General features: G+C 73.1%; 12 protein-coding genes. 2 read left to right on the top strand and 10 right to left on the bottom strand.

Annotation, left to right across the window (positions count from 1 at the left end):
* Positions 1-31: 31 nt before the first annotated feature.
* A complete protein-coding gene (locus BCL76_RS04100) occupies positions 32-2,182 on the bottom strand; it encodes a 3'-5' exonuclease (protein WP_109778116.1) in 2,151 nt (716 codons plus the stop codon).
* Positions 2,183-2,284: 102 nt separating this feature from the next.
* On the opposite strand from BCL76_RS04100, the gene BCL76_RS04095 reads away from it, so the two are divergent.
* Complete coding sequence (locus BCL76_RS04095) at positions 2,285-4,873, top strand: GmrSD restriction endonuclease domain-containing protein (protein WP_109778115.1); 2,589 nt, start codon at positions 2,285-2,287, stop codon at positions 4,871-4,873.
* A gap of 139 nt (positions 4,874-5,012) precedes the next feature.
* Here the strand turns inward: BCL76_RS04095 and BCL76_RS04090 are convergent, their stop codons facing one another.
* From BCL76_RS04090 to BCL76_RS04070, 5 genes are all read right to left on the bottom strand, one after another.
* Positions 5,013-5,249, bottom strand: a complete 237-nt coding sequence (locus tag BCL76_RS04090; protein ID WP_109778114.1) for an MbtH family protein — start codon at positions 5,247-5,249, stop codon at positions 5,013-5,015.
* 289 nt (positions 5,250-5,538) lie between these two features.
* Positions 5,539-7,782 (bottom strand): protein kinase domain-containing protein, encoded by a 2,244-nt coding sequence (locus BCL76_RS04085; protein WP_109778113.1) that lies wholly within the window; start codon positions 7,780-7,782, stop codon positions 5,539-5,541.
* A 4-nt stretch (positions 7,783-7,786) separates the two neighbouring features.
* Positions 7,787-8,722: a serine/threonine protein kinase gene (locus BCL76_RS04080; protein WP_109778112.1), complete on the bottom strand. Its 936-nt coding sequence runs from the start codon at positions 8,720-8,722 to the stop codon at positions 7,787-7,789.
* Between the two features lie 188 nt (positions 8,723-8,910).
* On the bottom strand, positions 8,911-11,013 hold the full coding sequence (locus BCL76_RS04075) for a serine/threonine-protein kinase (RefSeq protein WP_109778111.1): 2,103 nt from the start codon (positions 11,011-11,013) through the stop codon (positions 8,911-8,913).
* Positions 11,014-11,071: 58 nt separating this feature from the next.
* The gene (locus tag BCL76_RS04070; protein ID WP_109778110.1) at positions 11,072-11,527 is read right to left on the bottom strand and encodes an Lrp/AsnC family transcriptional regulator; all 456 of its coding nucleotides are present in this window, start codon (positions 11,525-11,527) and stop codon (positions 11,072-11,074) included.
* 160 nt (positions 11,528-11,687) lie between these two features.
* Between BCL76_RS04070 and BCL76_RS04065 the strand changes: the two genes are divergently transcribed.
* Positions 11,688-12,689, top strand: coding sequence for an asparaginase (locus BCL76_RS04065; protein ID WP_109778109.1), 1,002 nt, complete (start codon positions 11,688-11,690; stop codon positions 12,687-12,689).
* 46 nt (positions 12,690-12,735) lie between these two features.
* Here BCL76_RS04065 and meaB read toward each other — a convergent pair whose 3' ends face one another.
* Genes meaB through BCL76_RS04045 form a run of 4 tightly spaced genes read right to left on the bottom strand, consistent with a single transcriptional unit; the run spans position 12,736 to position 19,012 of the window.
* Positions 12,736-13,725: a methylmalonyl Co-A mutase-associated GTPase MeaB gene (gene meaB, locus BCL76_RS04060; RefSeq protein ID WP_109778108.1), complete on the bottom strand. Its 990-nt coding sequence runs from the start codon at positions 13,723-13,725 to the stop codon at positions 12,736-12,738.
* A 10-nt stretch (positions 13,726-13,735) separates the two neighbouring features.
* On the bottom strand, positions 13,736-15,925 hold the full coding sequence (gene scpA, locus BCL76_RS04055; protein ID WP_109778107.1) for a methylmalonyl-CoA mutase: 2,190 nt from the start codon (positions 15,923-15,925) through the stop codon (positions 13,736-13,738).
* On the bottom strand, positions 15,922-17,787 hold the full coding sequence (locus BCL76_RS04050; protein WP_109778106.1) for a methylmalonyl-CoA mutase family protein: 1,866 nt from the start codon (positions 17,785-17,787) through the stop codon (positions 15,922-15,924). The genes scpA and BCL76_RS04050 overlap by 4 nt, the downstream gene beginning before the upstream one ends.
* Positions 17,771-19,012, bottom strand: coding sequence for an ROK family protein (locus tag BCL76_RS04045; RefSeq protein WP_109778105.1), 1,242 nt, complete (start codon positions 19,010-19,012; stop codon positions 17,771-17,773). The genes BCL76_RS04050 and BCL76_RS04045 overlap by 17 nt, the downstream gene beginning before the upstream one ends.
* Between the last annotated feature and the right edge of the window lie 918 nt (positions 19,013-19,930).

The following is a 19,930-nucleotide window of genomic DNA, read 5'->3' as shown; positions in this document are numbered from 1 at the left end:
TGATGTACCCCTCTGTGCGTGTGCGTGTGCCCTACTCCTGCCCCTGCCCCTGCCACGCGGCGAGGAACGGGCTGGGCTCCCCGCTCCAGGAGACCCGCAAGGTCTCGCGCGCCCGGGTGCAGGCGACGAACAGGAGGCTCAACTCGCCCAGTCGGTCCTCCTGGTGTTGCTGAGCGTCCACCTCGACGGGTGTCAGGGCGGAAGTCAGCGGGACGACGCCGTCGCTCACACCGGCGACGGCGACGCAGCGGAACTCCAGGCCCTTCATCCGGTGCATGGTCCCGATGCTGATGCCGTCGCCCGCAACCTGCGTGCCACCGAGGAGCTTGACGGGCAGATCGGCCTGTTCCAGCGCGTGCGCGATCTCCTTGCCCAGCTGCAGGTAGCGGACGGCCACCCCGATGTCGCCCGCTTCCACACCGTCGGCCGTCCACGCGGCGATGTGCTTCGTGAGTTCCGCGATCTCCTCGGCCTTGGTGCCCGCCGCCCGCAGTTCGGGGTGCGCGCCGTTCAGTACGGATCGGTAGCCCGCCAGCGACTCGGTCCCGCCGTCCATGTCGTCCGGGTTCTCCCGGTCGAGCAGGGACGTCGACCACCGCAGGATCTCGTGCGTGGTGCGGTAGTTGATGCGCAGCCGATGGGACCTGCCGGTCACGTTCACGCCGAGGCCGCGCAGCGACACCTTGTTCCCGTAGATGCGCTGGTGCGTGTCACCGGCGATGAACAGGTCGTCCGGACCGGGCGCGACCGATGCCCGCAGCAGACGCCACTGCGCCGGATGGAGATCCTGCGCCTCGTCGATCACCACATGGCGGAACGGGCGGTCGGTACGCGGCTCCAGCAGCCTGGTGGCCTCCGCGCACACCTGGAGGAAGGTCCACTCGTCGGCCTGGCGCAGTTCCCGCGTGAACGCCTCGACGGCACGCCAGACCTGGGCCCGCCGCAGCGGGCTCAGCGCCGTTCCCCGACCGCTGCGGGACGCCTTGAGGTAGGCCTCGGGGGAGCGCAGGTCCTGGGCCAGGATCACCTGCCGCCACTCCTGGTCGAGGAAGACGTCGCCGTAGTCGAGACCGAGCCTGCGGGCGAGGGCGTTCCAGCGGGAGTTGATGTCCTTCTGGCCGGTCAGAATGGTCAGCGGCCCGCCCCGGTCCTCGCGTACGAGCTGATTCGCGAGGGCGTCGACGTTGACGACGCGGATCTTCGCGCGCAGCGCCTCGTCCGGGATGAGCAGTTCGAGTCCGTGGCGCAGGTCGGCGGCGAGGTTCCTGGTGTAGGTGGTGAGCAGCACCGATCCGTCGGGCGCGTCCTCGGGCAGCTGCCGCGCCAGATGGAGCGCGCGGTGCAGGGCCACCACGGTCTTGCCGGTGCCGGGGCCGCCGGTCACCCGGGCCGGCCCGCTGTAGGAGGGGTGGTAGGCGATGCGCCGCTGGCTGGGGTGCAGGAACACCCGCCAGGCGTCGAACGGCCGGGACAGGACCTCCAGCAACTCCTCGGGCCCGGAGAGCACGGCGATCCGGCCCTGCGAGCGGGCCATCGCGGCGGCGAGTTCGTCCCCGGCGGGTGCCTGCCGGGCCGCGGTGGCGGCGCGTTCGGCCTGAGCGGCCACGGACTCGCGCCAGACGTCCTCCGGGCTCAGCCCCGCGGCCAGCCCGGCGAGTACGTCGTACTGCTGCTCCGGAAGGATCTTGCGGAGGGCGTCGAGGTGGGCCTCGGTACTGAGGTTCCGTACCAGGGGCAGCAGATCGGGGTCGATGCCGAGGCGGGTGAGCTCCTTGTCGGCGACCTCGGCGAAGAGCCGCGCCTCCGCCACCGGCGAGGCGTGGCGCACATCGGCGGCGGCGCGCTCCAGGGCGATGTCGTCGCGCAGTTCGATGCCCTGGGTCGCCGAGTTCACCGTCGCCCGGTGGCTCAGCGCCCACGCGATGGCGTCGTCGTGCGCCATGACCTTCAGGAGGAGGAAGCTGTCGCCGGACTCCGGAGCGAGAACGACCCCGCGCATGAACTTGTTGACGCGGATGGTGCGGATCCGCGGGTCGCGGGGGTTCTCCAACTTCTCCAGGTGGAGCCCGGCATGGCGGTGCTCGCGGAACTTGTCGAAGACCTCGTGGACCCGCTTCTGGACCGTCTTCTCCAGCCGGGCGAACTCCAGGAGGAAGTCCTTGTGGATTCCCAGCGTCGCCATCTGTGCCCCCGGGTCGTACGCGTGTCGACGTTTCGACTGATCACCGTACGGCACGGGGCGACAATGGCTCGTCGGTACCGAGGGTTTGGGGAGAGGACGGGCGTGCACGCTCAGGAGACGACGTTCAGCAAGCTGGTTCAGGGGGAGCAGCAGTTCCAGGTACCGCTCTACCAGCGCACTTACAGCTGGCAGCGCGACGAACTGCGGCAGTTGTGGGACGACGTGCAGGAGCTGGTCGAGGACCGACAGGAAGGCCGCTCCGGATCAGGCCACTTCCTCGGATCGGTGGTGCTGGCGCCCGAGCGCGTCGCCGCGGGCGGGATGCGGCGTTGGCTCGTCGTCGACGGGCAGCAGCGCATGACCACCCTGATGCTCGCCTTCACCGCGCTGCGGGACCACCACCGCGGCCGGGGCTCGGCGAAGAAGGCCGCCCGCATCAACGACCTGATCCTGGTCAACTCCTACCAGGACGGGCACGACGGATACCGGCTGCTGCCGACGCAGGCGGACCGCGAGGCGTACACCGCCTGCGTGGACAGCCTCCCGAAGGCCGGCGGCGCCGGAAACGTGGGCGCCGCCTACCGCTTCTTCGTCGCCGCTCTGGCCGAGGGGACGGAGAACGGCGGGGAGCCCTGGGTGGACGCGGTCGAGTCCGTCCTCGGCGAATGCCTCTCGATCGTCGCGATCACCGCCGCCGAGGGCGACAACGTCTACCGCATCTTCGAGTCCATCAACAACACCGGAGTGGGGCTCAGCCAGAGCGACCTGCTGCGCAACTACCTCTTCATGTACCTGCCCACCAGGGGCGAGGACGTCTACCGCAAGCGGTGGCTCCCCATGCAGGAGTTGCTCGGCCCCGACCGCCTGGAGCTGCTGGTGTGGCTGGACCTCGTCGTCGGAGGGAACAGTCGGGCGCGGCAGAGCGAGATCTACCGGGACCAGAAGAAGCGCCTGGAGCCGCTCACCGGGGACGAGGCGGCACTGGAGGCCGAGATCGCCCGGTTCTCCCTGCGCGCCGACCGGCTCATGCGGATCATGGAACCCGAGCGGGAGAACGACCCCGCGCTGCGGGCGGTACTGGAGCGCCTGTCGCGCTGGGGCGGCCAGACCCACTACCCGCTGGCCCTGCACCTCCTCGACCTCGTGGACGGGGCCGTGACCACGGCCGCTGAAGCGGCGGCCGCCCTCGCGTTCGCGGAGAGCTACATGGTGCGGCGCCTCTTCGCCGGCCTGTCCACGACGGGCAGCAACCGGGTGTTCATGGAACTCCCCAAGGAGTTGGACAAGGACGGCTCCCCGGCCGAGGCCGTACGCCGCTTCCTCTCGCGCCCCCGCACCGGCGCCCGTGTCTGGCCGGGCGACGACGCGGTCCGGGAAGCCGTCCGCACCCGTCCCTTCTACAAGACCGGCCGCAGCAACCAGCGCTTCCAGATCCTGCGCCGGTTGGAGGAGAGCTACGGGTCGAGCGAGCCCGTCGACTACGACAAGGCCCCGCTCACCGTGGAACACGTGCTGCCGCAGCGCCCGGCCCAGCAGTGGTTCGACCTGCTGGCCGAGGAGGTCGCGGACGGGGAGAGCCCCGAGGAGATCCACCACCTGCTCGTGCACACCCTCGGTAACCTCACGCTCTCCGGCGAGAACGCTCGACTCTCCAACCACCCCTTCCACCGCAAGCAGGAACTGCTCGACTCCAGCGCGCTGCGGATGAACCAGCACATCGCCGCACAGGAGCGCTGGGGCCGCACCGAGATCCTCGCCCGGGCCGGGGAACTGGCCGACCGGGCCGTGCGGCTGTGGCCCGGACCCCTGGAAGGGGTCGTGCGGGCGGACGACGAATGGGCCGGCTGGCGGGAGCTGCGGGAGACCCTGCTCGCCGTACCGGCCGGGACCTGGACCTCGTACGGCGAACTCGCCGCACTGATCGGCACCAGCGCCATCGCCGTGGGCAACCACATGGCGGCCAAGAAGGGCCTGCACTGCGCGTACCGCGTGCTGACCGCCGACGGACGGATCGCCGGTGGCTTCCGGTGGACGGACGACCGGCATTCCGGTGACCCCAAGGTCGTTCTGGAGGCGGAGGGCGTGCCTTTCGACGAGAACGGCCGCGCCTCGAAGGCCCACCGCCTGAGCAGCACCGACCTCGCGGTCCTGGTCGGCCGGGAGATCCCGGAGAGTCCGGCGGGGCCACCGGCATCGCCGTCGGCCGGCGGTGACGAGGCGGCCACCCGCTTCGAGACGCTGCTGCGCGGGAACCAGACGCCGCAGGTCGTCGAGGGTGTTCTGGGCGTGCTCCGGTTCTGGGAGGAGCAGGGCGGCTACCGGGTCTACGGCAAGGCGAACGAGACCAGCTGCTTCCCGACCCTGGACGCCGGCGGCCCGAACGCGCCGCGGGCACTGTGGCCGATCGGCGTCTACCCGGTGAGCGGCACGGCGGAGGTCGTCTTCCAGTACCTCAAGCGGCGCCCGCCGTTCGACGACGAGCCGCTGCGCCGCGGCCTGATGGAGCGGTTCAACGCCATCGACGGCATCGACCTGGCGGAGGCGAAGCTCGACCTGCGCCCGTCCTTCCCGCTGGAGGTCTTCGCCGAGCACGGCGAGGAGCTCCGCTGCGTACTGGAGTGGTTCGTCCACGAGGTCGCGTTGGCGGAGGCCCGCCGCCCGATCGACGACGCTGATCCGACGCCGTTCTGACGCTGTTCTGACCCGTGCGGCCCGGCGTCTCGGCGTGCCCTTGGCGGGGGCTGCGCGCGCCGCCGGCATCGAGGGCCCGGTGCGGTTCGGACGGCGCCGAGCCCCATTCCGCGGCCTTCTTAGGTCGTGCGCGGTCAGCTCACGCGGAGCCGACGCGGGCCGGGTCCGCGGTCGAAGCGTCGCGCAGACTCTTCGGCCGCAGATCGGTCCAGTTCGCCTCGACGTGTGCCAGGCACCGCTCGCGGCTCTCCTCGCCGAACACGACGCGCCAGCCGACGGGAACCTCGGTGAAGGACGGCCACAGCGAGTGCTGTTCCTCGTCGTTCACCACGACGTAGAACCGACCGTCGGCGTCGTCGAACGGGTTGTTGCTCATGCGCTCACTCCACTTCGAACGTCAAGCCGTTCACGATGCGATTCCCGGCCGTCGATGTGCCCTCCCCGCCGTCCTGTTGACGGGGCAGCGGTACACACTGCCCTGAATCCGCGCCGCCCCGCACCGAGTTCGCAGGAATGGGCTCCCCCTCCTCCGTCACCGTGGGCGGCCTCGCGGTCGCCGTCCTCTTCGAGGCGCACATCCCGAGCTGATGACCCACCGAGCGGAAAGCCCGTACCCCGACGGCCACGAGCCGCCGGCGTGCGGGCCTTCCCGCGCTCGCGCCGCCCTACTGCGTCGGCACGGCGATCAGCACGCGCTCCTCGCGGGCGTAGAGCTGTTTCCCGTCCGGGTCCGGAGCCAGCAGATAGGCGTCCGTCTCGTAACGCCAGACCGCGCGGTGGAAGCGGGAGTCGACGGCCCGCAGACCGGCCGCGTCCATGCTGTAGACGTGCGTGGCGGTCACCACCGGGGCGATCTCGCGATTCGGATCCATCCCGTCCGGGGCGATCTCCTCCCAGCGCAGCACGCCGAAGTCGGCGCCGACGGCGATCACGCCCCGGGTGCCTTCCACGGCGTACACGACACCGTCCCGGACCGTCGGCAGGCCGTACCGGCGCTGGGCCACCACCTTGCCGACGTCGCGGTCGTTCCCGAAGGACCACGCCACCGTCCCGTCGGTGAGCCGCAGCGCCTGCAGCCGCTCCGCGCCGACATAGACGTGCTCGTGGTCCGTGACCGGTTCGTGCGGGGTCGCGCCCGGCGCCGACAGCGACACGGTCCAGCGCTCGGCGCCGCCGGCGGCGTCGTGCAGGGACACCCGCAGGGCGTCCCCCTGCTCCGCCCGCTGCCACAACAGCACCCCGCCGGCTACCGCCTTGACCCGGACCAGGGTCGGACGCCGCCGCTCGATCGAGTTCGCGGAGGGCCCGGCCGTCGGCTGCCGCCACAGCTCCTTGCCGGTCTTCAGATGGGCCGCCACCACGAACCACTGCCCGCTCCCGGCCGCCTGGGCGCAGAGGAAGACGGTGTCCTCGGCCACGCCGAGGATCTGGGAGAGCACCTGCGTACCGTCGAAGGCCGGCAGCCGCAGGAGCGGCGCCTGCTCACGGCCCGTATCCAAGGACAGCGGCACCACGGCGAGAGCCCTGTCCGCGGAGTCCGGCTTTCGGAGGCCGTACAGCATCGTGCCGTCGGTGGCCGTGCGCCAGGCGTCCGCGTACCCCTGGAAGTCCGTCAGGTACGTGCCGTTCTTCGGGGAGACTCCGGTGGTCGTGACCCTGGTGGCCATCACCACCGTGCCACTGACCCGCATCGGCACGCCGCCCACCAAGGGCCGTGCGACGTCGACCTGCCACAGGGCGCCCGGTGGCGGCTTCAAGGCGAGCGGTCCGGACTCCACCGCCTCCTCCCCCTTGCCGCGGCCGCCGAGCCAGGCCCACAGCCCGCCTCCCGCCGCGAGTGCCACCGCGCCGGCCACGCCACCACCGACGACCAGCAGCCTGCGGCGCGACACGTCACCGCTGCCGCCGCTGCCGCCACCGGCGACGACGGTGGTCGCCTCCCCGGCGGGCGCGGGCAGCCGGGGAGGCGGCTCCTGCCACACCGCCGCGGCCCGCCGGGCGATGTCCGCGAGCACCGGCTGCGGCAGCCCGTCCGCGAACGGGCCGTCACCGGGAGCCAACAGTTCGGCCAGCTCAGCCGTCGTGGGCCGGCGCGTCGGGTCCTTGTCCAGGCAGCGGGCGAGTACGGATACCAGCGCCGCCGGTACGCCGCCCAGGTCGGGCTCCGCGTACCGCACCCGGTACAGCAGGTCCGCGGCCCGGCCCCCGCCGAAGGGGCCGTGTCCGCAGGCCGCGAAGACCAGTACGCCGGCCAGCGCGAACACATCACCGGCGGGGGAGTGTTCGAGACCACCGGCCTGCTCGGGCGACATGAAGGCGGGCGTGCCCGCCGCGGCCCCGGTGCGGGTCAACCGTTCGTCGCCGAGGGCTCGCGCGATCCCGAAGTCGATGACCTTGGGCCCGGTGGCCGTGACCATGACGTTGGAGGGCTTGAGGTCGCGGTGCACCACGTCCGAGCGGTGCAACTGGCCCAGCGCCCGCGAGAGGTCCGCGCCCAAGGCGCGGACGCACGGCTCGGGCAGCGGGCCGGCGAGCCCGACCGCCTCGTCGAGCTGCGGCCCGATGACGTACTCGGTGGCCAGCCACGGCGTCGAGGCCAAGGCGTCCGCGGCGAAGACCCGGGCCCCGTAGCGGTCACCGATGACCCGCGCGGCGTCCGCCTCCAGCCGGAACCGGGTACGGAAGGTGGCGTCGGCGGCGATCTTGGCGTGCACGGTCTTGAGTGCGACCGTCCGGCCGGACGCCGATCGGGCCAGATAGACCGTGCCCATGCCACCGCTGCCGATCCGGGCGAGCAGCCCGAATCCGCCGAGCTGCTCCGGATCCTCGTGCGTGAGGGGCGAGAGCGGGGCGCGTGGGGCATGAGAGGAGCGTGGTGCGCTTGGAGCGTGCTGGGCCGGGACGGACATCGAGTCAGTGCACCTTCTGGGCCGGGGCGAACGGCCTTTGCGGGGAGGGGAGTTCGGTGGCGAGCAGCGCGGCGGACTGGGCCGCGAGCGCCGCGACGACCCGGCCCGGCAGCGGGACGGTCGCGTGGTCGAGGACCGTGCCGGCCACCGGGTGGGCGTCCTGCGGCGAGGTCGCGTCCGAACCGGGGGACACCAGCGCGCGCAGCACGTCCTGCGCCGACTGCGGGCGGGCCGTCGGATCGGACGACAGACAGGATCCGACCAGCGTCCGCAGCCCCGGCGGCAGTTCGCTCCGCTCGGGCACGGTGTGACCGGTCGACGCGTAGGCCAGGACGGCCCCCAGCGCGAAGACGTCTCCGAGCGGCCGCGGCGGTCCGCCCGCCATCAGCTCCCCGGCCAGGCACCCCGGATCGAGCCCGGGCAGCCCGGCCCGCCCCACGCCGTCGGGGGCCGCGGCCCGTACGGCACCGACGCAGGTCAGCAGCGGTCCGCCCGCGGTGACCAGGACGGCGGCCGGCGACAGCCCGGCGTGCGTCACCCCTTGCGTGTGCGCGGCGGCCAGCGCCTGCGCCAGCGCGGCGCCGAGCCTACGGACGGTCTCCTCGGGCAGCGGCCGGCCGTACGCGGCGAGCACAGCCGGCAGCGGCAGCGCCGGGGTGTACGGGGCGGCGTACCAGGGGAACCCGGCCGTGCCGCCCACCTCCGCGATGCCCAGGAACCGGGGCACGGACAGCCGCCGGGCCCCCTCGGCCTCGATCGCCCACCGGGAGGGGTCGGCGCCGATCCGCGGCACGCAGACGAGGACGGTGCGTTGCCCGTCGGCGGTGCGCCCGAGGTAGCGGCGTTCGGGAACGGTGCGCTCGGTGGAGTCGGCGTCGAGCCGCGCCAGGATGACGTACGGCCCGATGTGCGACGGGTCGTCCTGCCGAAGGCGTTCCATGCGCGGGCTCTCCCGGGTCGGTTGCTGGGCCCGAGCCTAGGCCGTGCAGGTCCGGGCGGGGGAACCGGGTGGAACCTGTGGTCCGGGCGGGGAACCGGTGGGCCGGGCGGGGAGTCGGGCGGGGAGTCTCCGCGGGTCGCCCGGCAGCCGACCTTCCGGCGCGTGCCGGAACCCCCGTGAGCGCAGGCTCATTCGATGGTGGGCATGGCCGTCAGCTTCCCGTCGTTGACGAGGAAGACGCGGTTCCCCGCGCCGGACATGCCCCACGGCCCCCGCGACTCGGCCGACCAGGTCCAGTACCGCCGGCCGCTGACGACGCCGTGGGCCGAGACGCCCCGACCGTCCCCCTGGACGACCCACAGCGTGCGGGCCTCCACGTGCGGGGGATTGTGCGGCACCGGGCCGTTCGGGCTCCGGTCCATCGCAAGTGCCCCACCGGTTTCCGTGTACACCTGGCACAGCGCCGCACCGTCCATCGCGAACACCCGCCCGCTCCACGAGGTCGCCGGGCCCCAGCCGCCCGTCCCCTTCCGCAGGGCGCCGGTGGCTTCGGTCTCCTCGTCCTTCCACACAGAGGTGCCCGTCCTGATGTCCAGGGCCGTCAGCTTCCGACCGCCGAGGTACACGCGGTCCTCCAGGACGAGCGGCCGCAGGGCGGACCTCGCCTGGTCGTCGAGCCGCCAGACCGTGGCCCCGGACGCGGTGTCGACCGCGACGACGTCGCCGTCGGCGCCGAAGACGACGAGCCGGCCGCTACCGACCGCGGCCCGCGGCCCGGGTGCCTCGACGGCCGCCGCCGTGAGCGGCACCGTCCAGCGGATCTTGCGTGCGGTGGTGTCCACCGCGCGCAGCTTCCCGCCGCGCGTCACCAGGTAGACCGCCGACTCGTCCGCGGCCAGGATGCGCCCGGTGTCGGCATCGCCCACCGACCACTCCTGCCGGCTGGTGGAAGCCTCGAAGCCGAGCAGCGCCCCGCCCGGGCCGGCGGTCGCGAACCGGTGGTCGGGAAGTCCGACGAGGCCGGCGGCCGGCCGGACGTCGGGCAGCCGCCACTTCTCCTTGCCGTCGGTCGTCAGCCGGGCCGCGAGTCCGCCACCGGCGGCGGCGAAGACGACCACGTCGAGCACGGGCAGCGGGTCGGTGACCACTCCGTCCACCGCCTTGGCCGCCACGGGCAGCGGGCCCCACAGCTCGCCGGGGGCCGTGCCGTGGCTCCCCGCGGTGATGGGGAGCGGTGCCGCATTCTCGGCCAGTCCGGCCGCCGGGATCTTGCGCGGCTCCTCGCGCAGCAGCCACCAGGCGCCCGTGGCCCCGCCCGAGGCGGCCAGTACGCCCCCGGCCGCGAGCGCGGTGCGCAGCACGCGCCTGCGGGACGGATCCGTGCCGGACCCCTGCGCGACCACGGTGGCCTGCCGGTCGGCCTCGGCCCCCCGGCGCTCGATGTCCTTGGACAGCTCCCCGGTGCGCCAGATCCGGTCCGCTCCCGGTGGTGGGGCGAAAGCGCCCGCGATCTGCTCCGGGGTCGGCCGGTGCGCGGGGTCCTTGGCGAGGCAGGGCGCGATCAGCTGCCGCAACTCGGGCGGTACGGAGTCCAGTCGCGGCTCCCCGTGCACCACCTCGTACTGAACGGCGGCCACATGGGTTCCGTCGAAGGTGCGCTGTCCGGTGGCCGCGTACGCCAGGACCGCGCCCAACGAGAAGACGTCAGCGGCCGGGCCGACGCGCTGGCCGAGCACCTGTTCGGGGGCGCCGTACCCGGGGGTGACCGGCACCTGGCCCGTGGTCGTGAGCGTCAGCCCGTGCTCGGGCCGCGCGATACCGAAGTCGATGACGCGCGGTCCCGCCGAGGTGAGCACGATGTTCGCGGGCTTGAGGTCGCGGTGGACGAGCCCGGCCGCGTGGATGTCCCCGAGGGTGGCGGCGAGCGAGGCGGCGAGCGCGCGTACGCCGTCGGCGCCGAACGGGCCGTAGCGGCGTACGGCGTCGTCGAGGGTGGGTCCGGACAGGAACTCGGTGGCGATCCAGGGCCGGCCGTCGTGGTCGTCGACCCGCGCGTTCAGCACCCGGGCGACGCCCCCGCCGGTGACCGCCTGGGCGGTCCGCGCCTCGCGCAGGAAGCGCTGGACCAGATGCGGGTCGTGCGCGAGCTCGGGCAGCAGCACCTTGACGGCCGCGGTGCGGCCACCGTCCTCCCGGCCGAAGTACACCTTGCCCATGCCGCCTTCGCCGAGGACGCCGAGTACGCGGTACGGACCGAGCCGGATCGGATCACCGATGCCGAGGGGTTCCATGTGGTGCTGCTTCCTGTTCCTGTCGTCCCGAACTCCGCCGCTCGCGGGTTCGCCCATGTCAGGGACCGACGGGCAGGCCGTTCGGTTCCTTGATGCGCTTCATGATGATCTGCGAGTTGACCTCGGTGATGCCGGTGAGGGCCGTCAGCTTCTCGATCCACAGGCGCTCGTACGCCCGCAGGTCGGCGACGGCGATCCGCAGCAGGCAGCCGGGGCTGCCGAAGAGGCGGTAGGCCTCGATGACGTCGGGGATGTCCTGGAGGGCCGCCTCGAAGGCCTCGACCGCTTCCCGGTCGCGCCGCACCTCGACCGAGACGAGCACCTCGAAGCCGCGATCCACCGCCTCGGGGGAGATCACCGCGCGGTAACCCTGGATCACCCCGTCCTGCTCCAGCTGGCGCACCCGACGCATGCAGGGGGAGGGGGTCAGTCCCACGCGTTGGGCGAGTTCCTGGTTGCTCAGGCGGCCATCGGCCTGGAGCTCGCGCAAGATATCTCGGTCAATGGCATCCATGACGCAATTATCACCCGGCGTTTATGAACGGGCTTGAGGGAAAACGCAATCACATTGCGCGTAGATCGCTCTATCATTGCTGCTTTGAGTACATATGTACGAGTGACGTACGAGTGACACGAGTGACACGAGTGACATGAGTGAAGGGCGGCCACGGCCGATGGGACGGATCGTCGTGATCAGCACCGGCGGGACCATAGCCAGCCGCTGGCAGGGTTCCGGCTTCGCAGCGGACGCCGACGGGAACGAGGTGATCGCCACCGCACCACTCCCCGAGGGCATCACCGTCGAACTCGTCGACCTGTTCAGCGTGAACAGCCCGCGTCTGACCACCGCACACCAGCTCACCCTGCTGCGCACCGTGCACGAGGTGCTCGCCGACCCCGGCGTGGACGGCATCGTCGTCACGCACGGCACCGACACCCTGGAGGAGTCGGCGTTCCTCCTCGACCTCCACCACCACGACCCGCGCCCGGTGGTCTTCACCGGCTCGCAGCGCCCCATGGGCACCGCCGACGGCGACGGCCCGGGGAACCTCTACGACGCCCTGCTCACCGCCGCGCACACGCGCGGGCTCGGCGTGCTGATCGCCTTCGCCGGGCGGGTGCACGCCGCCCGCGGCACCGTGAAGACGCAGGCCGTGGAGCTGGACGCGTTCGCCGACCCCTCGAAGGAACTCTTCGGGAAGATCGGCTTCGGCAAGGTCACCATCCTGCGCACCCCGCAGCGCCCGGCTCCGCTCCCGCTGCCCGCCATGCCGGAACTCCCGCCGCGCGTGGACGTGGTGGTGCACCACGCCGACGGCGACCCGGTCCTGCTGAACGCCGCCGTCGAGGCGGGCGCGCGCGGCATCGTCCTCGTCGGAACCGGTGCGGGCAACGCCACCCCGGAGATCGTGGAGGCCGTCCGGGCCGCCGTCGGCCGCGGGATCCTCGTCGCGCTGACCACCCGGGTCATGGCCGGGCCGGTCACCGAGATCTACACGCACGGCGGCGCGGTCGACCTCGTGGCCGCCGGAGCCGTCCCCACCGGAACCCTGCGCGCGGGACAGGCCCGTATCGCGGTCCTCTCCGCGCTGCTCGCCACGGACAACAAGGTCGAGCAGGACCGCATCCTGCGCGAGGCGCTGGGCGCGGACGGCTCGGTACTCGTCGGGGCATGACCTTCCGGGCGGCGGCGCATCGACCGCGCCGCCGCCCGGCCCGTCCTCAGTTCCCCGCGTTCCCGAACGCCGCCAGGATGCGGTCCGCCGCCGAGGTCGGGGTCACCGTGCCCGCCCGGACCGCGGATTCCAGCTCCGGCGCGAGCCCCCGTACCGCCGGGTCCGCCCGCAGGCGTTCCAGGAGCTCGTCGCGCACCATCGACCAGGTCCACTCCACCTGCTGCGCCGCCCGCTTCGCCGTCAGCCGGCCCCCCGCCTCCAGCAGGGTGCGGTGCTGCTCCAGCCGGCTCCACACCTCGTCCAGGCCGGTCGACTCCCGCGCGCTGCACGTCAGCACCGGCGGGGTCCAGGCCGCGTCCACCGGGTGCATCAGCCGCAGCGCGCCCGACAGTTCCCGGGCCGCGGCTTTCGCGTCGCGTTCGTGCGGGCCGTCCGCCTTGTTCACCGCCAGGACGTCGGCCAGCTCCAGGACACCCTTCTTGATGCCCTGCAGCTGGTCGCCCGTACGGGCCAGGGAGAGCAGCAGGAAGGAGTCCACCATCCCCGCCACCGTGGTCTCCGACTGGCCCACGCCGACCGTCTCGACGAGGACCACGTCGTAGCCCGCCGCCTCCATCACGATCATCGACTCGCGGGTGGCCTTGGCGACCCCGCCCAGCGTGCCCGCCGACGGCGACGGCCGCACGAACGCCGCCGGGTCCACCGACAGCCGCTCCATCCGGGTCTTGTCACCCAGGATGGAGCCGCCCGTGCGCGTCGACGACGGGTCCACCGCGAGCACCGCCACCCGGTGGCCGAGCCCCGTCAGCATCGTGCCGAACGCGTCGATGAAGGTGGACTTGCCCACCCCCGGCACCCCGCTGATGCCGATCCGGCGGGCCCGGCCCGCATGCGGCAGCAGTTCCGTCAACAGGCCCTGCGCGAGCGCCCGGTGAGCGGGCAGGGTGGACTCGACGAGGGTGATCGCACGCGCGATGAACGCGCGCTTCCCGTCGAGCACCCCCTTCGCGTACGCCTCGATGTCGATCTTCGGCACCGGCGCCCGCCTACAGCTCGTGGCCCAGGTCCGCGGCCAGCCGCGTCACCAGGTCGTGGGCCGCGTCCGGGATCACCGTGCCGGGCGGGAAGACCGCCGTGGCGCCCATCTCCAGCAGCGTCGGGACATCGGCGGGAGGGATCACCCCACCCACGACGATCATGATGTCCTCGCGGCCCTCCTCCGCCAGCTGCTCGCGCAGCGCCGGTACGAGGGTCAGGTGACCGGCCGCCAGCGACGAGACGCCCACCACGTGGACGTCCGCCTCGACGGCCTGGCGGGCCACCTCCGCCGGGGTCTGGAACAGCGGGCCGACGTCCACGTCGAAGCCCAGGTCGGCGAACGCGGTCGCGATCACCTTCTGGCCGCGGTCGTGCCCGTCCTGGCCCATCTTGGCGACCAGGATGCGCGGACGACGGCCCTCCGCCTCCTCGAACCGGTCCACCAGCGCACGGGTGCGCTCCACCGACGGCGACTCTCCCGCTTCGTTCCGGTACACGCCCGCGATCGTACGGATCTGGCTCGCGTGCCGCCCGTACACCTTCTCCAGCGCGTCCGAGATCTCACCGACGGTGGCCTTGGCGCGCGCCGCGTCCACCGCGAGGGCCAGCAGGTTGCCGTCGCCGCGCTCGGCGGCGTTGGTCAGCGCCCGCAGGGTGTCCTGGGTGACCGCCTCGTCGCGCTCCTCGCGCAGCCGCCGCAGCTTGGCGATCTGCTGCGAGCGCACCGAGGAGTTGTCGACCTTGAGGACGTCGATCGCCTCGTCGTTCTCCACCCGGTACTTGTTGACGCCGATCACCGGCTGTCGGCCCGAGTCGATCCGCGCCTGCGTACGGGCCGCGGCCTCCTCGACGCGCAGCTTCGGGATGCCCGCGTCGATGGCCTGCGCCATACCGCCGGCCGCCTCGACCTCCTCGATGTGCTGCCAGGCCCGGCGCGCCAGGTCGTACGTCAGCTTCTCGACGTACGCGCTTCCGCCCCACGGGTCGATCGACCGGCAGGTCCCCGACTCCTGCTGCAGCAGCAGCTGGGTGTTGCGGGCGATGCGCGCCGAGAAGTCCGTCGGCAGCGCGAGCGCCTCGTCCAGGGCGTTGGTGTGCAGCGACTGGGTGTGGCCCTGGGTCGCTGCCATCGCCTCGATGCAGGTGCGCGTCACGTTGTTGAACACGTCCTGCGCGGTCAGCGACCAGCCCGAGGTCTGCGAATGCGTGCGCAGCGAAAGCGACTTGGCGTTCTTCGGGTCGAACTGCTTGACCAGGCGCGCCCACAGCAGGCGGGCGGCGCGCAGCTTCGCGACCTCCATGAAGAAGTTCATGCCGATCGCCCAGAAGAACGACAGCCGCGGCGCGAACGCGTCCACGTCGAGCCCGACCGCCTGCCCGGCGCGCAGGTACTCCACACCGTCGGCGAGGGTGTACGCCAGCTCCAGGTCGGCCGTGGCCCCGGCCTCCTGGATGTGGTAGCCGGAGATGGAGATCGAGTTGTACCGCGGCATCTTCTGCGAGGTGAACGCGAAGATGTCGGAGATGATCCGCATCGAGGGCCCCGGCGGATAGATGTAGGTGTTGCGGACCATGAACTCCTTGAGGATGTCGTTCTGGATGGTCCCGGCGAGCTTGTCGGGGGAGACGCCCTGCTCCTCCGCCGCCACGATGTAGAGCGCGAGGACCGGCAGCACCGCGCCGTTCATCGTCATCGACACCGACATCTTGTCCAGCGGGATCCCGTCGAACAGCTGCCGCATGTCGTAGATCGAGTCGATCGCCACGCCCGCCATGCCGACGTCGCCCGTCACGCGCGGGTGGTCGCTGTCGTAGCCGCGGTGCGTCGGCAGGTCGAAGGCCACCGACAGGCCCTTCTGGCCGGACGCCAGATTGCGCCGGTAGAAGGCGTTCGACTCCTCGGCCGTGGAGAAACCGGCGTACTGCCGGATCGTCCAGGGCTGGTTGACGTACATCGTCGGGTACGGGCCGCGCAGGTACGGGGCCACACCCGGGTACGTCCGCAGGAAGTCCAGGCCCTCCAGGTCCCGACCGGTGTAGAGCGGCTTGACGCCGATGCCCTCGGGCGTCTCCCACAAGAGGTCGGCGGCCGCGGTGCCGGTGGACTCCTTCACCGAGGCCCGCCACTGCTCCTCGCTCACCCCGGCGGCGGCGGAGGCGGGGTCGAGCGCCAGCTCGGAGAAATCGGGGATGCTCAAGACGGCACTCCCATCCGGTCGAGTACGGAGGACAGTACGGCGACGGCGTCACAGCCGGCGAAGACGTACTCGTCCACGGAAGCCTCAGCGGTGCCCGGCCGGCCGGCGAGGAAGACGGTCGTGGCACCCGCCGCGCGCAGCGCCTCGGACACCGCCGCGGCCTGCTCCTCGTACAGCGCGTCGCTGGAGCAGAGCACGGCCATGCCGTCCGCCCCGCTCGCGGCGTAGGCCTCGGCGGCCGTCGCCGGATCCACCGACACCGGATCGTGCACGGGCTCGATGCCGCCCGCCTGGAACAGGTTCGAGGCGAAGGTGGCGCGCGCGGTGTGCGCGGCCGCCGGGCCCAGCGCGGCGAGGAAGATCCTCGGCCGGGCGCCGGTCGCCGCGAGGTGCGCGTCGCTGCGGGCCCGCAGGGCCTCGTAGGCCTCGTCACGCCGTACGCGCGGCAGTCCGCCGGTGGGTACGGCGGGCGCGGGCTCGCGGACGACCGGCTTCTCCGAGAGCAGCGGGAACTCGCTGACGCCCGTGATCGGCTCGCGCCGCTTCGCCAGCTTCTTGGAGCGCGCGGCCCAGGTGGCGGCGAGCCGCTCGGCGACCAGCCCGGACCGCAGGGCGGCGGCCTGGCCGCCGGCCTTCTCCAGGGTCTGGAAGAACCCCCAGGCGGCGTGGGCCAGTTCGTCGGTGAGGCGCTCCACGTAGTACGAGCCGCCGGCCGGGTCGATCACCCGGGCCAGGTGCGACTCCTCCAGCAGGATGGTGGAGGTGTTGCGGGAGATCCGGCGCGCGAAGGCGTCGGGCAGGCCGAGCTCGCTGTCGAAGGGGAGCACGGTCACCGAGTCCGCACCGCCCACACCGGCGGCCATGCAGGCCACGGTGGTGCGCAGCATGTTCACCCAGGGGTCTCGGCGGGTCATCATCACCGGCGAGGTCACCGCGTGCTGGAGCTGGGCACCCGCCTCCGGGGCCCCCGAGGCCTCGGCGATACGGGCCCACAGTCGGCGCGCGGCGCGCAGCTTGGCGATGGTGAGGAACTGGTCCGCGGTGGCGGCGTAGCGGAACTCCAGCTGTCCGAGCGCCGCTTCGGTGCTCAGCCCCGCCTCGGTGAGGGCGCGCAGATAAGCGACACCGGTGGCCAGGGACAGGCCCAGCTCCTCGGCGGCGCTGCCACCGGCCTCGTGGTACGGCAGCGCGTCCACGGTCAGGGCGCGCACCCCGGGCCAGCCGGCGGCGGCCTCCACGGCCAGCTCGACAGCACCGGCCGCGTCCAGTGCCTCACCCGTGCGGGCCTCGTGGCCCAGCGGGTCGGCGCCCAGCGAGGCCCGAGCGGCCTCGGGGGCCACCGCGCTCTCGGTGAACAGACGCAGCAACGCGCGCGCGGCCTCGGCGTATTGGGCTCCGGCGTCCAAGGTGATGGCGGCGAGGTCCAGGTAGACCCCGTCCAGCGCCCGGGCGAGGCCCTCGATCGGGAGACCGTTCCGGCCCACGGTGAGCCAGAGGGAGGTGACCCCGTTCTCCAGATCGGCGAGGGCCGCCTCGTTCACGCGTACCGGGTCGGTACCCGCGAGGCGCTGGCGCACGTCCCAGCCGTTCGCGGTGGTGCCTTCCGGCCTGCCCCCGCGGACGAACGGGGCGAAGCCGGGGAAACCGGTGTCGGGTGCCGCCCCGTCGGGCGGCGCGGTGTACAGCGGGCGCGTGGTGAGCCCGTCCTCGATTGGGGTGGACAACGCGTCTTCTGCGGCCTCGCCGGAGACTTCCTTGCCCGACTTGCGCAGTACGCCTTCTACAAGGCGCTGCCACTGCTCATGCGTCGCGTCAGGGAACTCGGCGGCCAGGGAGAGCCCGTCGTCAGGCAGGACCGTCATGGCTCGAATGTAGGGGAGCACGCTCAAGTGGCACCATACCGATGGGTGTGATCTCCCCCTCTCGGGCCCCACCGAAGGGGTCCTGGAACACCCGGCTGAGCAGCACGGTTGCCGCCGCCTCGGGAAGGACGGCCGGACCCGCGTGCGGTACGACGATCCGCTCGGGGTCGTCGCAGACGTGCGAGAGCTCCATCGCGGCGTCCCGGATCTCCTCCAGGTACGCCTCGTCCAGGACGCTCGCCGACTCGGTCACGACCATCACCGCCGGATTGAAGACATCCAACAGAAGAGCCGCCGCGCGGCCCACCGCGCGGGCGCGCTCGCGCAGCAGCCGGTCGGCGCGCGGATCGCCGGCGGCGGCCGCGTCCACCAGCAGGTTCACCGAAGGGTCCGGCACGATGCCCCGCCGCACGGCCTCGGCGCCGAGCGCGGTGTCGGACGCGGTCGCCTCCAGGCAGCCGGTACGGCCGCACGCGCACGGGGCCTGCGAACGCGGCACCGGCAGATGAGCCACGTCACCGGCCGCAGCGCCCGGCCCTTGGTGCACGGTCCCCTCGATCCCGAAGGCGGCGTCGACGACCCGGCCGACGAACAGGTGCACCAGGCTCCGGCGGGCCTCGGGGCGGCCGAAGAGGATCTCGGCCCGTGCGACGGCCCGGGCGTGGTTGTCGACCCGCACCGGCAGCCCGAGCGCGGCGGACAGTTCGGCGGCGAGCGGCTTGCGGGTCCAGCCGAGCGCGGGGTGCCGTACGACGATTCCCTCGTCCGGGTCGACCCAGCCCCCGAGGGCCACGCCGACACCGAGGAGCGGCCGCCCGGAGTCGTACGCGTCGAGGAAGCGGCGCAGTTCGGTGGCGATCTCGGTGGACAGCCCGCGCGTCGGGCGCCCCTCGTGCGAGAAGGCCCGCCGGGCGAGCAGCTGCCCGCGCAGGTCGACGAGGCTGAACGTCGAACGCGGCACCCCGATGTGCAGTCCGGCGGCGACCGGCCCGCCGACGGCCCCGGTGTGCAGATCCAGCGGGATCCGCGGCCGCCCCACCCCGCCGCCGGGCCCGGGCAGCTCGCGCAGCAGCCCACCACGGAGCAGCCCGGTGGTCTGCCGGGACACGGCGGCGGGACTCAGCCCGCACAGCGGCGCGATCGCGCTGCGCGCGACCGGCCCGTGGTCGAGCACCGTCCGCAGCACGGTGGCGGCATTGGCGGCGGCCCGGCTGTCACCGGCCATACGCGTCACGCGGTCTCCTCGGGGGCTGGGTGTGTGCCCCCGATCATGCCGGGTCCCCTGCGGGGGGCTCGGTGGGGAGCCCCGGCCCGGGCTGGCCCCGGGCCGTCCCCGGCCGTCCCCGGCTGGATCCGGCAGGGGGCGGCCCGGGTGGGGTGGCTCCTGGCTGTGTGCCGATCGGCGAGACGAGCCACGGTGTGTCGGGGCGCAGGAGCGTGCCTGCCGGCCGGATCCGGCAGACCGTGACCTTGGGACACGCCCCAGGCGGCGCGGGCCTGCGCGGGCGGCCGTCGAAGCGCCGCAGGCCGCAGCCGGGGTCGACGCGCCGTAGGTGCGGGGCGCCCGGGCCGAGCCGGCCGCCGGTAGGTCGGGAGCTTCGTGCGGTGCGGGCCTGCGGGGGCGGCGGCCGAGGCCGACGTGCCGTAGGCGCAGGCCGCTCCTCAGGCCGCCGAGGCTGAGCCGGCCTGCCGGAGGCTGGGGCTTTGGGGCACCCCGGGTGGCTGCGGCCTGCGTCGGCCGTCGCCGGGACGGAGTCGGCCCCCGGAGGCCGGGCCTCTCGGGCACGCTCCGGGTGTGCGGGCGCGGGGCGGCGGGGTTGGGTCGGCCCCTCGGGCGGTGGGGGTGGATCCCGGCGAACGCGTGGCGGCCGCGTTGCGGGGCCATGAAATCCGGCCACGCTTTTCGGCCGTCCGGGTGGGTCGGTGGGCGGGTCCGGGTGTGGAGGAAACCGCAGGTCGTACGTGGTCCGCGGGGTGGACGTCGAGGCGGTCGAGGGGTGCACTCGGTGGCCGCGGTCGGGGGTTGACCCCCGCCGGGGCCGCTGACACGCTCCGGGACATGTCCGCGAACGCACTCCTCGCCCCGCGGCTCCACACCACCGGCCTCTGTACCGAGCCGGGCGCGTGTCCGGGCCGCTGTCCG

This window comes from Streptomyces sp. CG 926 (genome assembly GCF_003148825.1).
Classification (GTDB): Bacteria; Actinomycetota; Actinomycetes; order Streptomycetales; family Streptomycetaceae; genus Streptomyces.
The sequence above is the reverse complement of the archived record's forward strand: the minus strand, read 5'-3'. Positions and strand labels throughout refer to the sequence as shown.

Coding starts and splice junctions, on each gene's coding strand:
- BCL76_RS04050 (WP_109778106.1), bottom strand. CDS start 17,787: ATGACGGTCCTGCCTGACGACGGGCTCTCCCTGGCCGCCGAGTTCCCT.
- BCL76_RS04070 (WP_109778110.1), bottom strand. CDS start 11,527: ATGGATGCCATTGACCGAGATATCTTGCGCGAGCTCCAGGCCGATGGC.
- BCL76_RS04100 (WP_109778116.1), bottom strand. CDS start 2,182: ATGGCGACGCTGGGAATCCACAAGGACTTCCTCCTGGAGTTCGCCCGG.
- BCL76_RS04075 (WP_109778111.1), bottom strand. CDS start 11,013: ATGGAACCCCTCGGCATCGGTGATCCGATCCGGCTCGGTCCGTACCGC.
- BCL76_RS04080 (WP_109778112.1), bottom strand. CDS start 8,722: ATGGAACGCCTTCGGCAGGACGACCCGTCGCACATCGGGCCGTACGTC.
- BCL76_RS04045 (WP_109778105.1), bottom strand. CDS start 19,012: ATGGCCGGTGACAGCCGGGCCGCCGCCAATGCCGCCACCGTGCTGCGG.
- BCL76_RS04085 (WP_109778113.1), bottom strand. CDS start 7,782: ATGTCCGTCCCGGCCCAGCACGCTCCAAGCGCACCACGCTCCTCTCAT.
- BCL76_RS04065 (WP_109778109.1), top strand. CDS start 11,688: ATGGGACGGATCGTCGTGATCAGCACCGGCGGGACCATAGCCAGCCGC.
- BCL76_RS04090 (WP_109778114.1), bottom strand. CDS start 5,249: ATGAGCAACAACCCGTTCGACGACGCCGACGGTCGGTTCTACGTCGTG.